The sequence below is a fragment of the Nonomuraea basaltis genome (assembly GCF_005893125.1).
GTDB lineage: Bacteria > Actinomycetota > Actinomycetes > Streptosporangiales > Streptosporangiaceae > Nonomuraea > Nonomuraea basaltis.
Map to the genome: position 1 here is coordinate 1 of NZ_VCJS01000302.1, position 12,813 is coordinate 12,813.

The window sequence follows — 12,813 nt, forward strand, 5'->3', positions numbered from 1 at the left end:
CAACCCCCCCTACGCCCTCCTCGCCACCATCCCGGTGGGCACTGATCCTCAGCAACTAGTGATCAGCCCCGACGGCACCCGCGCCTACGTGACCGCTTCCTTCTCCGAAGACGTGACGGTGCTCGACATCACCAACCCCGCCAACCCCGTCATCGACGACATCATCCCGGTGGGCGTGAGTCCCGTAGGGGTGGCGATCTCACGGAGTGGCACCCGCGTCTACGCGGCCAACGGGGGATCGAACACCGTGTCAGTGATCAACACCGCCACCAACGCAGTCATCAACAGCGTCGCGGTCGGCGCTGCCCCCCTCGGTGTGGCCGTCGGGCAGCTCGCGCAGGAAGGAAGCCTCGTTCCCGGACAGACCAGGCCCGGAAAGAGGAGGTACGACCAGGACCGACGTAACGTATCCAATGCGCCGCAATCCAGCGGTTCCCGTGCCGAGCACAGCAGGAGATCCAACCAATCCAGTGCTGCGCACAGCAGTACACATGTCGACATCAAAATCGAGTACAGCGACTAGGTGAGTCTCCCCTCGTAACGGGGAAGTTCGATCAGGACTTCTGGGGCGGGCAACTGGGCCGGCGCAGCCAGACCCGGTAGGGCTTGGGCAGATTACTAACACGCAGCGCTGCGTCGCCTGCTCGAATCGCATCCCGGCCCGCTCATCGTTCGCAGAGGGATGTGTGACTGTCACTGGTACGCCTACTCGGCGAAGGCCGCGAGTGCGACGGCGAGGCCGCGTTCGTTCTGGCCCGATGACTTGGCATCGGTGGAGTTGATCGAGTAGGCGACCGTCCGGCTCAGGTCGCGGGTCGCGCCGACCCCGGCCGCGCTGCCGTACCTGGCCCCGGTCTTGCCGTAGGCAACGATGCCGCCGGGCAGCTCCAGCTTGGTCAGGCCTGAGGTGTAGGCGGCGGGCTCGTCCTTGCCGTACGTGGTGACCTGGGGAACGGTGAACATCGCGGCGAGTTGCGGGTCGGGCACCACCTTGCCACGGAACAGCGCCTTGATGAACTTCTCCAGGTCGGCCGTGGTGGTGACGAGATCACCGGAGGCCCAGGTGGAGGTGACGCTGGTCTCGGTCATGTCCACGACATGGCCCTCGCCGTACTCGACGCGTCCGGGAACCCCGCCGACACGACCTGGTAGCCGTGATTGTGCCGGCCGCGGATACGCACGGATTCGCCGGGCAGGTAACTGTCGCGCATGCCCACCGGGCTGAGGATCCGGGTGGTGACCTCATGCTCGTACGACCGTCCGGTGATCTTCTCGATGAGCAGGCCCGCTACGAACGTGTTGATGTTGAGGTAGTGCTGTCGGGTGCCCGGCGTGAACTCGACGGGGTTCCGCACGGCCTGCCTATGGTATTAATCGGACCAAGTGTAACTGTTGACGGTAGCCTGGCCGCCGCCAGGCGATTCGACCGTGGCATGAGCCGGGCTGGCAAGCGCGATACCGGCAGCAATAATCGCCGCAGTGATGAGCATTTTCCTTGCCCTGATCTTTAAACCCACGAGATACCTCCGAATACGAAATCCCAGGCGATCCTGGTCTCGCCAAGGCTCGACGGAAGTGATCGTACATAAGTAATCGAGCCCCGACAAGAGCCACAATTTAAGACATGTCAAATTACACGGGTTGCTGTCGGAATTACGCCACATTAAAGAGTTGAGTGACTGTCTGGCCGCTTCGCTCGCTGAAACCCAGCTCACCGGCCCAACACGCGCGGAGGCCTCGCAGGCCTTGCCTCGTCCTCACCCTGGATGAGGCGGCCGCACGACTCCGCGTCAGACGGCTCCTACCACGGACCGCCCGTCCATGAAGGAACCATGGCGATCATCGGTCAAACCGGATTACCTTCGGACGGTGGATGAGCAGACGATTCCAACGGCGGGTATGACGATTAGTATCCGCACCCGCCAGGACGTGGTGATCGTGGATCCAGAGCGGTTTCCTGGCGGCAGCTCGCGCGGCGTACCGTGATCTCTACCCCGAGACCGGCGAGGAAAGCGTGGCCGAAACCATACGCGATGTCTACGACGCGGCACACGTTCTGCTGGACCGGTTCGGTCGGCTCACGGCCGATGCGCCGGAGACGCTGAACGGCCGCTGTGGGTCACAGCCGGGCCGACGCGTCCTGGATCGTCCAGATGGCTTGTCCCCGGCGGGCGATCTCCAGCAGATCGTGCTCGAGGATCCGAAGCCGTTGCAGGACTACGGCTGTTTCCCTCCCGAGGACCCCTTCGCCCTTCCGCGCAAGTCCCAACCCTGACCCTTACCCAGCGTCCCGTCTCCAACATCTACGGCCGGAGGCTGAGGGCTCCGGCGCGCCGGAGACACCCGCACCCCTCTGGTTCACACCGCACACAACAGCAACTGCAAGGTCATCTCCTGGTAACAAATTGTTCAGAGACTGGCCGCTGAGTGACGTCTGCGGAGGGGGACCACCTTGGAAATCGACCATTCAAGCATGGAGAGCAGCGGCAAGGCGATTCACACCGAGGGCGGTGAATTCGGCAGGAACGTCAGCCGGCTCGCCGCGCAGCTGGAACCTCTCATCCCCTACTTCGGCAATCCGGCGAGCGACGAGGCAGCCCAGATTTTCCGCAGGGGCAAAGAAGGTCACCCCGGCTTCGACAGCGCTTACGAGGACCTGAGCACGGCCCTGCACAACCTCGGCGAGGCGTACAAGCACATCGGCTCCGCCGTCGTGGCGATGAGCAAGAACGTAAAGGCGGCCGATTGGGCCAGCATGGTCGATAAGGACGCTTACGTTAAGGACCTGGTCGAGTTCGCCCAGCGCAAGAACGACGAGATCAGCGTGCCCACCACTCTGGTAGAGCGCAGCTGAGGAGGCGGACATGCCTGTCGGGCTCGCGGCCAAGGTCGCAATGGGCGGCATGGCCGGCGCCGGCCTGGCAGGGGCGCTGGCACCCGAGTTCCTGTTCGGCATCTCCTATCTCGAAGGCGATCCGGACCGGATCCGCGAGGCGGCCGACGTCCTGGACGACATCGCGGATGCGATCGACCTGCACTTCCGGGACGCGAATGCGGCCGCCGAGGTTGTCTGGAAGAAAAGCTCCGACGAAGCCGTCGACGCCTTCAAGGTGTTCTGGAATGACGAATATGGCCCGGCGGTCCTCGCGGTCTCCCTCAAGCACCGGAACGCGGCCAATGCCTGCCGGGCCTACGCCGACGTCATCGAGAAGGTCAATCATGCGCTGAACGTGCTGTGTTGGATCATGACGGTGGACATGATGTACACCATCGGGTACCAGGTGTTCACCTGGAAGCTCTTTCAGGCGATCATGAAGAGGCAGGCGATCCTGCTCAAGTTGACCGCGCACCGTTTCGTCATCCTGTTGTTGCCCAGCTTCTCCTACTGGGTCGCCGACAGCGTGGCGTACGCCACAGGCGAGGTGGTGCTGCCCCTGGGGCTCAACTATCTGGGCGGGATCAAGACAGACCTGTCCGGCAACGACGTCAGGTCGGTTGACTACAACCTCACCGCGTTCCGGGAGCACTTCGTGGCCAACATGGCCTTCGACGGAGTCGCCGACGGCACGGCGGCGCTGATGGCGAAGGTGCCCGGGCTGCGGACTGTCGCCACCCACATCCCCCTGCCGAACGGGATGGCGCTGAACACCGGGAGCGCCGTCCCCCGGATGGCCGCCTCGATCACGTACTCGATGACCTTGGACGCGCAGCACGGGGACAATCCCCTGCCCGGCTCGGAGCACGGGCTGACCGAGGAGGAGATGTACCAGAAGTTTGTCATTCACGGGACGCGCAGCCTCATCCCGCGGGTCCGGTGACCGGGATGGCCCGGACCGCGGGCCGCGTCGGCTACCGGCGCCGACGAGGCTCAGCCTGGCGGTCGTCCTCGAGGTAGGGCCGCGTCACCTCCATGAGGCGCCGCGCCGCGTCCTCGGTCGCGCGGCGCGACAGGTCCATGATCGCGTCGGCCAGCTCCCGCGAGCCCAGCCTCATCGCCCTGGGATCGATGTGCAGAGCGGTCAGCTGTCCCGAGGACGAGACCTGCACCTTGATCTTGTCATCCGGACTCGCCGCCTGGCCGACCACCTCGCCGACCATGCCGATGACATCGGAGAATTCCCTGGAATTCGCCCGGAACTCTGCCATGAGCCGGTCGAGTTCGAGGTCGCCGGTGTGAAGATTGCGTTCCGCCATGAGGCATTATCCACCCAATAGTCACAAAAGTTGTGATAGACCACAAAAAGTAAAATACCTAACATATTGGACTTTAGGGCCGTGCAGCGGCAGCCGCGGAGCGAGAGCCTCCGCCTCGACGCTTAGGGTCTCGAATCGTGGAGATCCGGCCTATGGCGGGGGCAGGCACCGCAGTGGGCGTGGTTCCTCGGGCCCGCGGTTGCCCCTTCTTCGTCGGGGTGGTTGGTGGCTGGTGGAGCGAGGGACGACTTGAAGGAGCCTTGGCCGGGGATCTCCAAGAGCCGCTCAAGACTTTCAGGGCAACCTTTGGTCACTGGATACGAGGGAGAAGACGATGACCGTTGCCCAGCACCCTGACGTGGCGCAGATCATGCTTCCCGGCCAGGCCGCCGCGGCGCCTGGACCGCTCAACATGACCAACATGTACCTGGCCCACTATGGCTTCCGTCGAGATCTCGGTCGCCTGCTCACCGCGGTCAGCCGGGTGGACATTCGTGACAGGAAACGCATCTCGGCGCTGCGCGAGTTGTTCACGTGGGTGCTCGCCTCGCTGCACCACCATCACACCTCCGAAGACGAGATGATCTGGCCCCGGCTGCGGGAGCGGGCCCCTGAGGCCATCGAGACGATCGACGCGCTGGAGGCGGAGCACGAGGCGGCCGACCGGTGGATTCACGAGAGCACGGACGCCTTCCTGACCTTTGACACCGGCCCGTCGGAGCAGGGGCGGGACCGGCTCGCCTCCGCGCTGCGGGCTCTGGCCGACACCCTGGGCGCGCATCTGGCGCACGAGGAGACCGAGGGCATCCCCCTGATGATGGCCTACATCACGCCGGAGGAGGATGCGCGGATGCACCAGCAGATCCTCAAGCGTTACCGCCCGGCCGACGTGCTCAAACTGGTCGCCTGGAGCACCTTCGACCTCCCTCCCGAAGTGGAAGCGCACCTGCGCAGGACCTCCCCGAAGCTCTTGCGGCTGCTCAGCAGCCTGGTCAAGGGGAGGTACCGGCGGCGTATGGCCTACCTGTGGGGGTGACCGTGCGTACGGCCCCGGCGATCTCGGCGGTGATGAGCTCGGTGAGGGTGTCGGCCTCCATCTCCTTGGCCACCTCCAGGGCGTGCTCGGCGTGCCGCGCCGCCGAGCCGGGACGGCCCAGGGCGCGGGCGAGCAGCGCCAGCGACCGGCTGACCGGCCACATGAGCAGGCTCAGCCCGGACATCGCCATCCGATCGGCGTACGGCAACGCCTGCGCGTACAGCTCGGCGCATGCCTGCCGGTCGCCGAGATCGGACCATATCTCGATCCGCACGACGAGCCAGTAGAGCAGCACGAACGTGTCCGGGATCGGCGGCTGCCGCTCCCACGGGCCGAGGACCTGCCGCGCTTCCTCAAGGCGGCCGGTGGTCACCAGCAGGCACGCGTACGCTTCCTTGGCGATGTAGCCGAGGTTGTCGTCCGAGAGCTCCCCGGGCCCGGCGAGGAGGGCCGGATCCAATGTCCCCCGCCGCGCGTGCATGAGAGCGACCTGGTGCATGCCGCCCGCCACGAGGGCCTCCGCTCCCCACATGGAGGTGGCATGGTGCTCGGCCGCGGTGGCGGTGAGCAGCTCCTCCGCCGCCGAAAGGTCGCCGCCGTTGGCCACGACGCCCAACCGCAGCCAACCCAGGATGATCCGCAGATACGGCATATGCGACCGTCCGATCAGGGCCTCGGCCTCGGCGAGCACGGCCAGGCCCGCTCGGACCCGGCACAGCTCCAGCAGCGTCCCGCCCTGGCAGGTGAGCCCGATCGTGAGCAGCTCGTCGTCGCCCGCCTCGCGCCCGACGCGGGCCATCTCCTGACCGGTCTCCAGCCGCTGGTGCACCGTGCCGGCATCCAGCAACGCGGTGAATCGGGCGAACAGCACCCAGCCCAGCAGCGTCGCGTCGTTCTGCTTCCTGGCCAGTTCCACGGCCTCGGCGCTCCAGCGTTCCCGCTCGGCCGCGTCCCTTCCCGGCCGGTGATAGGTCTGCACCGCCAGTCCGGCCAGCACCCGAGCCCGGGCAGCCGGCTCCAGCGCCTCGTCCGCGGCCAGCCGGTGCAGGTCCTCGACGAGTTGGGCGTCATAGTGGCCGTAGACCTGCCATGGCTGGACGATGCGGCCGCCGTACCCGGTGGTGGCGGCGGCCCAGCGCCGCCGGTCGCCCACCTCCTTGGCCAGCCGCCTGATCCGCCTGAGCTCGGCGAGCTGCCCTTGGGCGTCCCCGGCGCCGAGCCGCGCTCCGGCCAGGGCGAACAGCAGGTCCATCCGGTCGGCGGGGGTCAGGTCAGGGTCGCCGTCGGCGATGTCGACGGCGCGGTCGAGCAGCTCGGCCGCCGCGTCGTAGGCACGCAGCCGCTTGGCCTCCTCGGCAGCCTGCCAGGCCGCCCGCCACGCGCGCGGTGCGTGCCCGGCCGGCACGGCGAGCAGCCAGTGGTGAGCCGCGGCGGCGAGCCTGTCCGAGGCGGGGCGACCCGTCCTGGCCTCCAGGGCTTCGGCCACCGCGGCGTGCAGGCGGGCGCGGCGCAGCGCCGGGATCACGTCCGTCAGCGCCTCCTGCACCAGCGCGTGCACGAACCGGAAGCGGCCCGGCCGCCCCTCTGTGACCAGCGTGGCCTCCATGACGGGCTCCAGCCGGTCGAGCGCCGCGTCCAGGGGCAGCCCGGCGGCCTCTGCGACGATCGCCGCGTCGAACTCCCGCCCGGCCACCGCCGCCACCCGCAGCAACTCGGCGCTCGGCTCGGGCAGCCTGCTCACCCGGCCCAGCACGACGTCGCGCACCCCCAGAGGGAGCGCGCGACGGCCGTCGGAGCCGGAAGCCATGTAGCGGACCAGCTCGGTGACGAAGAACGGGTTCCCGTCGGTCCGGTCGTGCAACGACTGGACGTCCGCGCCACCCGTGCTCTGCGGGGCGAGTTCGGCCAGCTCCGCAGCGGACAGGCCGGCCAGCGGCAGTCGCATCGCCTTCCTGCGCGCGAGTGCCTCGAATGCCGCAGCGAGTGCACCTTGGGGTGGCGGCCAGTCGCGGGCCGTGCCGACCACGGCCAGCCGGCCGTCGGTGAAGGTCTCGGCCAGGTAGCCCAGCAAGCGCAGCGAGGACGGGTCGGCCCAGTGCAGATCGTCCAGGACCACGAGCACGGGACACTCGCCCGCCGCGACACGCAGCACACGTGCTGCAGCCTCGTAGGTGCGGAACCTCGCCCCTTCGGGATCGGCCCCCGTTGCCGAGCCGACGCCGGGCAGGTTGTCGCGGACCTCGGCCGGCTGCAGCGGCAGCAGGTCGGTGAGCCGCTCCAGCACCGTCACCCACGGCCAGAACGCGGGCGCTCCCTCGGTCGCCGCGCACCGCCCTACCGCCACCTCATACCCCTGGGCGCGGGCCCGGCTCACCAGTTCCTCGGTCAGCCGGGTCTTGCCGATCCCCGGCTCGCCCGTGATCAAAGCGAACCCCAGCGTCCCCGCCGCCACCGCCCCCAGCAGACCGTCCAGGGCTGCGAGCTCCTCCCGCCTGCCCACGATCCCGCGCTTGGCCACGCCGCCGCCGCTCTCTCCCTTTCCCGGTGCATGGGAGGCGGCGGCGCCCGTGATCAGAGCGGGACGCACCCGCCGCGGGCGTAGCCGCGGGGCCTGGGTGAGAATGTCTCGTTCCAGGTCGCGCAGCTCCTCACCCGCGTCGATGCCCAGCTCCTCGGCCAGAATCCGGCGGGCCGTCCGCAGCGCCTCCAGGGCCTCCCCCTGGCGTCCGCTCTGGTACAGGGCGAGCGCCCGCAAACCCCACAGCCGTTCCCGCAGCGGATGCTCGTATGTCAGCGCCTCCAGCTCGCCCAGCACCTCGTCGTGGCGATCCTGCTGGATGACGGCGGCGACCCGCAGCTCTCGGGCCCGCTCCCTGGCCTCGGTCAGCTGGGCTCTGGCCGCCACGACGTACTCCTGCCCGTCCAGATCCGGGTACGGCTCCCCCCGCCACAACGCCATGGCCTCGCTCGCGACCTGCTCCACCGCGGCCGGCTCCGCGGCCCGCTCGGCCTCGGCGACCAGCCGCAGGAACCGGACGGCGTCCAGCCGCCGCTGATCGACGGCCAGCGCGTACCCCACCGGCCCGAAGGTCAGCAACCGGCTCTGGCCTCGCGCGGGCCGCCCGGGCTCCAGCAGCCGGCGCAGGTTGGACACGTACGAGTGCAGCGACGCCAGCGCCTCCGCCGGCGCGTCGTCGCCCCAGAGCCGGTCGATCAAGGTGGCGGGAGCGAGCGGCCGGCCCTGCGCCAGCACCAGAACGCTCACCAGCATCCGTAATTTGAGCGAGCCGATCCGGCACGGCCGGCCGTCGTCTCCGACGATCTCCAGCGGGCCCAGCACCCCGACGTCCACAGCCCTACCCTTCTGATCTCACGCAATGGGCCTGGCACGGGGCAATAGCTGACCTGCTCACCGGGCGGCGGGAGCCAGGTGACCTTCCTTTACGTGCTGGACGCGGATCAGCGCGGCCGCAGCAGGAGCCCAATGATGCCACCCCCGAGACCGCCGGTGAAGCTGCCGTGCGGGTGCCCGGCGCACGCCACGCCAGGGCGACGCGGAGATGTGTACTTCACGCCTACCAACGTTGCCGGTCGCGCCGGTCGGGCGTCATGATGCCCCGGTCACCACGTGATCAGGACATATCGTCCCGCGGCCCAGGACATATCGCACCACCTGCTCAGCGGCCCGTACCGGCCTACGGTCCGGGTCAGTGGCCGAGCAGGAGCGCCAGCAAGGTGACGATCACCCAGGCAGCCGCCAGCGCCGCGTGCATGCTCGTGCTCACACATCTCATCCTGGATCCTGTTTCTCCCAAAGGTGATGTCGTCAGGAAGTGTGTGGGCGGCGACTTGGGCCGGGCTTGAGGCGCGCTTGGGTCAGTGAGCCGGAGCAGGACCGGCAGGGGATGGTTGCGGGCCCTGGCCGCGACCGCCCTGCTGCGGCAGCAGCGGCAGCTACGCGCGCCTGGCCGCACGCTTCGCCATCGGCACCAGCCCAGCCTGGCGCTACGTCCGCGGAAGCATCGATCTGGCAGCCGCCGCCGACCGCAAAGTGGTGTAAAGCTCTTTCAGAACTCCAGGCGCACCCCGTACGACGTGAGCCAGACGTTCAGGCTCAGCACGATCTCCAGGGCCATGCGCGTCATCGTGGTGGACTTCTCCACGGGGCTCCGCACCATCCGCTCGACGGCCTTCATGTCCAGCAGCGGCAGGACGGGTGCGTCGCCGTCGCGGACCAGCCGGCCGATCGCGTCGCGGAGCGCCTGCTCGTAGCCCACGTCCTGGGTCGCCGGGTACGGGCTCTTCACCCGCCGCAGCACCGACTCCGGCAGCAGGTCAGTGACGGCCGCCCGGAGCAGGCTCTTCTCCCGGCCGTCGAAGGTCTTCATGGCCCACGAGGTGTTGAAGACGTACTCGACCAGCCGGTGGTCGCAGAACGGCACGCGGACCTCCAGCCCGACGGCCATGCTCATGCGGTCCTTGCGGTCCAGCAGCTCCGGCAGGAACCGCGTCAGGTGCAGGTAGCAGATCTCCCGCATGCGCCGCTCGCGGTCGTCCTGCCCGGGCAGGTACGGCACCTCGGCCAGCGCGTCCCGGTAGCTGTCGGCCGTGAACGCCGGCAGGTCGAGCTTGGCCAGCAGGTCCGGGTGGAGCAACTCGTACGGGGTGTGGTCGCGGAAAAACAGGGCGAGCCACGGGAAGGTGCCCGAGTCGACGGTCTGCGGGTTGTGGAACCAGCTGTACCCGCCGAAGATCTCGTCGGCCGACTCCCCCGACAGCGCCACCGTGGACCGTTCGCGAATGGCACGGAACAGCATGTACAGGGAGGAGTTCATGTCGCCGAAGAGCTGCGGCCGGTCCCAGCCGCGCAGGACGCTCTCGCGCAGCCGCGGGTCGGTCAGCTCGGCGGTGTCGAGCATGATGTCGGTGTGGTCGGAGCGGACGTGGCGGGCCAGGTCCTGGACGAACGGGCCGTCCGCGTCTACGCGCATCTCGTCGGGCTGGAAGTTCTCGGCGTACCCGGTGAAGTCCACCGCGAACGAGCGGATCTGGCCGTGCTGCCTGGCCAGGGCGGTGATGGTGCTGGAGTCGATCCCGCCGGAGAGCAGCGTGCACAGCGGCACGTCGGAGACGAGCTGGCGGCTCACGATGTCCTCCAGCAGCTCACGGACGGTGCGGACGGTGGTCTGCAGGTCGTCGGTGTGCTCGCTGGCCTCCAGGGCCCAGTACCTGCGCAGGCTCACGCCCTCGGGGCGCACGCGCAGGAGGTGGCCGGGGCGTAACTCGTTCATGCCCTTGAAGACGGCCTGCTCCGGTGTCTTCACCATGGTGAGCGTCTCGCGCAGGCCGTCGGCGTCCACGGCGCGGTCGGCGAGCGGGTTGGCGAGGATCGCCTTCGGCTCGGAGCCGAACAGCACGCCGTTCGGCAGCCGGTAGTAGAAGAGCGGCTTGATGCCGAGGCGGTCGCGGACCAGGAGCAACTGCCGGCGGCGGGCGTCCCACAGCGCGAAGGCGTACATGCCGTTCAGCCGGAGGACGACGTCCTCGCCCCATTCGAGGTAACCGCGGAGGACCACCTCGGTGTCGCTCCTGGTGCGGAACGCGTGCCCCCTCGCCTCCAGCTCGGCGCGGAGCTCCTGGAAGTTGTAGACCTCGCCGCTGTAGGTGATCACAGCCAGGCCCTCCGCGCTCATGGGCTGGCGGCCGCCCTCGACATCGATGACGGCCAGTCTGCGGTGGCCGAGCGCCACGTGCCCGTCCAGCCACAGTCCTTTGTCGTCGGGCCCCCGGCAGCCCATGGTCTCCGCCATGGCCTCGGCGACGGTGCGGTCGTTGGTGAGATCGCGCTCGAAGTCCACCCATCCTGCGATGCCGCACATACGAAAGCTCCCCACGTTCGATTCGTTTCTGGGCGATGTACCCAAGTGATCATTCACCGTCTGGCGCGATCTGTCATGGGCAAGGAGCGCACGGATCTGAATTTCCCTTGTGAATCCGAACTTTCGGTGACACGCCCCCGTATCAGGGAGCGGGCGAATCGTCCTGGCCCCGCGCCGCAGCAACGACACGGGCGCCGCTCAAGGGTCTGTCTAGTGATCAAGACCGTACAGTCCCCACCCAAGCACCTGGGATGTCTTTGGGGGTGGAGACATCCTCGGGAGTCGCGGGCCGTGCCACGCCGAGCGGGCGCGGCTGGCGTCAGTCAGCCCGCAGGAGGGTGCGCAACTCGGCGGTTTCGAGGATGTGGGCCCGTGAGGGAAAGACCTGATGGAGCAGGACGTCGTGCGCTTCGGGGTCAGGGTCGGCGACGCCGTCGGCCAGGACGTAGAGCTGGTAGTCGCGGTCGGCCGCGTCGAGGACGGTGGACAGGACGACGCCGCTGGTACTGATGCCCGCGATGATCAAAGTGGTGATGCCGTGTTCGCGCAGCCGCTGATCGAGGTCGGTGGTGGATAGGCCTCCGTAACGGATCTTACGCACGATGATGTCTCCGTCCTGGGGAGCGAGACGTTCGTGGATAGCGGTGGCAAGGTCTGCGTGGTGCATGAGACGGTGCTGGGCGATCGGTGCGAAAGACCTGTTGGTGGGCGGGATCGCAGCCCAGTCGGCCTCGGTGAAGCCGACCCGGACATAGGCGACGGTGCCGCCCCTGGCGCGAACGTCGGCGATTATCTTTTCCATGCGTCCCAGCAGGGCTTCACTGTCGCTTTCGGGTAGCAGCGCGAGGATCGCGGGCTGATAGTCCATGACAAGCAGGGCGGTGTGTGCGGGGTCGAGCGCGGGGGCGGTGCTCATGCGAGTGTTCGCCTTTCCGGTGGCGCCTGGTCGGCGTTCTTGAGTTGGGGCGTGCGGTCGTGTCGAGGGAGGAGGAGCGAGGTCGCCAGGAGGAGGAGACCGGCGATCGCGATCGCGGTGCGGGGACTGGTGAGGCCGGCCAGCAGGCCCCACACGCCGGTCATGGCCGCGATGGTGGCTTTACTGGTGATCGACCAGGCAGACAGCGTGCGGGCGACCCGGTCCGACGGGAGCTGTTCGAGCCGGTAGGTAGCGAATACCGGGTTGAACACGCCCATGCAGGTGATCAGCCCGAGTTCGACGGCGATGACGAGGAAGAGCCCGGTGGGGCCGGGGCCGATGAAGGCCAATCCGAGTAACCAGCACGCGCGCAGCGTCCCGGCGGTGAGCATGACCTTGTGCTGTCCGAACCGTGCGAGGAGCGGGCGGGCCAGTCGCGAGCCGATGAGGCCGCCGATGCAGGGGACGCCGAAGGCGAGGCCGTACTGCCAGGGTGCGAAGCCGAGATCGCCGAGCATGAGGACGGCGAGCAACGGTGAGGCTGCCATGATCAGGCCGCTGACCAGGACAGTGTTGAAGAAAAACGGGCGCAGCGCCGGGCTGGCGAGGATGTACCGCCATCCCTCCAGCAGGTCGCCGGCTCCAGGCCGGGGTGGTGCGACGGTTCGCGCGGGACGTGGCTCCCGCCCGCCGATGGCGCGGATCCCCGCGGCCGAGAGGAGGAAGCTGACCGCGTTGGCCGCCACGCTCGTCACCGGACCCAGCAGCCCGAGCGCGGCGGTGCCGAG

General features: G+C 68.2%; 12 protein-coding genes and 1 pseudogene. 6 read left to right on the top strand and 7 right to left on the bottom strand.

Annotated elements, in window-relative coordinates; translation table 11 throughout:
* Window positions 1-523 (top strand): YncE family protein (locus EJK15_RS61980; protein ID WP_420847175.1); only part of this gene is annotated, 523 nt, incomplete at its 5' end.
* A gap of 182 nt (window positions 524-705) precedes the next feature.
* Here EJK15_RS61980 and EJK15_RS76900 read toward each other — a convergent pair.
* A complete protein-coding gene (locus EJK15_RS76900; protein WP_138719694.1) occupies window positions 706-1,089 on the bottom strand; it encodes a serine hydrolase in 384 nt (127 codons plus the stop codon).
* The gene (locus EJK15_RS76905; protein WP_138719695.1) at window positions 1,086-1,355 is read right to left on the bottom strand and encodes a serine hydrolase; all 270 of its coding nucleotides are present in this window, start codon (window positions 1,353-1,355) and stop codon (window positions 1,086-1,088) included. The genes EJK15_RS76900 and EJK15_RS76905 overlap by 4 nt, the downstream gene beginning before the upstream one ends.
* Before the next feature lie 659 nt (window positions 1,356-2,014).
* Between EJK15_RS76905 and EJK15_RS61995 the strand changes: the two genes are divergently transcribed.
* From EJK15_RS61995 to EJK15_RS62005, 3 genes are all read left to right on the top strand, one after another.
* The gene (locus EJK15_RS61995) at window positions 2,015-2,275 is read left to right on the top strand and encodes a hypothetical protein (RefSeq protein ID WP_138719696.1); all 261 of its coding nucleotides are present in this window, start codon (window positions 2,015-2,017) and stop codon (window positions 2,273-2,275) included.
* Window positions 2,276-2,473: 198 nt separating this feature from the next.
* On the top strand, window positions 2,474-2,854 hold the full coding sequence (locus EJK15_RS62000; RefSeq protein WP_138719697.1) for a hypothetical protein: 381 nt from the start codon (window positions 2,474-2,476) through the stop codon (window positions 2,852-2,854).
* A gap of 10 nt (window positions 2,855-2,864) precedes the next feature.
* Window positions 2,865-3,818 carry a hypothetical protein gene (locus tag EJK15_RS62005; protein WP_138719698.1) on the top strand — a complete coding sequence of 318 codons (954 nt, stop codon included), beginning with the start codon at window positions 2,865-2,867 and terminating at the stop codon, window positions 3,816-3,818.
* A 31-nt stretch (window positions 3,819-3,849) separates the two neighbouring features.
* Here EJK15_RS62005 and EJK15_RS62010 read toward each other — a convergent pair whose 3' ends face one another.
* Window positions 3,850-4,194, bottom strand: coding sequence for a YbaB/EbfC family nucleoid-associated protein (locus EJK15_RS62010; protein ID WP_138719699.1), 345 nt, complete (start codon window positions 4,192-4,194; stop codon window positions 3,850-3,852).
* Between the two features lie 334 nt (window positions 4,195-4,528).
* On the opposite strand from EJK15_RS62010, the gene EJK15_RS62015 reads away from it, so the two are divergent.
* Window positions 4,529-5,230 (top strand): hemerythrin domain-containing protein, encoded by a 702-nt coding sequence (locus tag EJK15_RS62015; protein ID WP_138719700.1) that lies wholly within the window; start codon window positions 4,529-4,531, stop codon window positions 5,228-5,230.
* On the opposite strand, the gene EJK15_RS62020 is transcribed toward EJK15_RS62015, so the two are convergent.
* Window positions 5,187-8,582 carry an ATP-binding protein gene (locus tag EJK15_RS62020; protein ID WP_138719701.1) on the bottom strand — a complete coding sequence of 1,132 codons (3,396 nt, stop codon included), beginning with the start codon at window positions 8,580-8,582 and terminating at the stop codon, window positions 5,187-5,189. The genes EJK15_RS62015 and EJK15_RS62020 overlap by 44 nt on opposite strands.
* Before the next feature lie 600 nt (window positions 8,583-9,182).
* Between EJK15_RS62020 and EJK15_RS78185 the strand changes: the two are divergent.
* Window positions 9,183-9,269: pseudogene (locus EJK15_RS78185) on the top strand (IS5/IS1182 family transposase); the annotation flags it as partial.
* 28 nt (window positions 9,270-9,297) lie between these two features.
* Here the strand turns inward: EJK15_RS78185 and asnB are convergent.
* The 3 genes from asnB to EJK15_RS62035 all read right to left on the bottom strand — a co-directional run.
* Window positions 9,298-11,109, bottom strand: a complete 1,812-nt coding sequence (gene asnB, locus EJK15_RS62025; protein ID WP_138719702.1) for an asparagine synthase (glutamine-hydrolyzing) — start codon at window positions 11,107-11,109, stop codon at window positions 9,298-9,300.
* Between the two features lie 319 nt (window positions 11,110-11,428).
* Window positions 11,429-12,025: a cysteine hydrolase family protein gene (locus tag EJK15_RS62030; protein ID WP_138719703.1), complete on the bottom strand. Its 597-nt coding sequence runs from the start codon at window positions 12,023-12,025 to the stop codon at window positions 11,429-11,431.
* Window positions 12,022-12,813, bottom strand: a 792-nt coding sequence (locus tag EJK15_RS62035; RefSeq protein WP_138719704.1) for an MFS transporter, incomplete at its 5' end; no start/stop codon positions are given. The genes EJK15_RS62035 and EJK15_RS62030, both read right to left, overlap by 4 nt.

What these genes read in the sequence shown, in the direction of transcription:
- EJK15_RS76900 (WP_138719694.1), bottom strand. Translation starts at nt 1,089, where the DNA reads ATGACCGAGACCAGCGTCACCTCCACCTGGGCCTCCGGTGATCTCGTC.
- EJK15_RS62000 (WP_138719697.1), top strand. Translation starts at nt 2,474, where the DNA reads ATGGAGAGCAGCGGCAAGGCGATTCACACCGAGGGCGGTGAATTCGGC.
- EJK15_RS62005 (WP_138719698.1), top strand. Translation starts at nt 2,865, where the DNA reads ATGCCTGTCGGGCTCGCGGCCAAGGTCGCAATGGGCGGCATGGCCGGC.
- EJK15_RS62010 (WP_138719699.1), bottom strand. Translation starts at nt 4,194, where the DNA reads ATGGCGGAACGCAATCTTCACACCGGCGACCTCGAACTCGACCGGCTC.
- EJK15_RS62015 (WP_138719700.1), top strand. Translation starts at nt 4,529, where the DNA reads ATGACCGTTGCCCAGCACCCTGACGTGGCGCAGATCATGCTTCCCGGC.
- asnB (WP_138719702.1), bottom strand. Translation starts at nt 11,109, where the DNA reads ATGTGCGGCATCGCAGGATGGGTGGACTTCGAGCGCGATCTCACCAAC.
- EJK15_RS62030 (WP_138719703.1), bottom strand. Translation starts at nt 12,025, where the DNA reads ATGAGCACCGCCCCCGCGCTCGACCCCGCACACACCGCCCTGCTTGTC.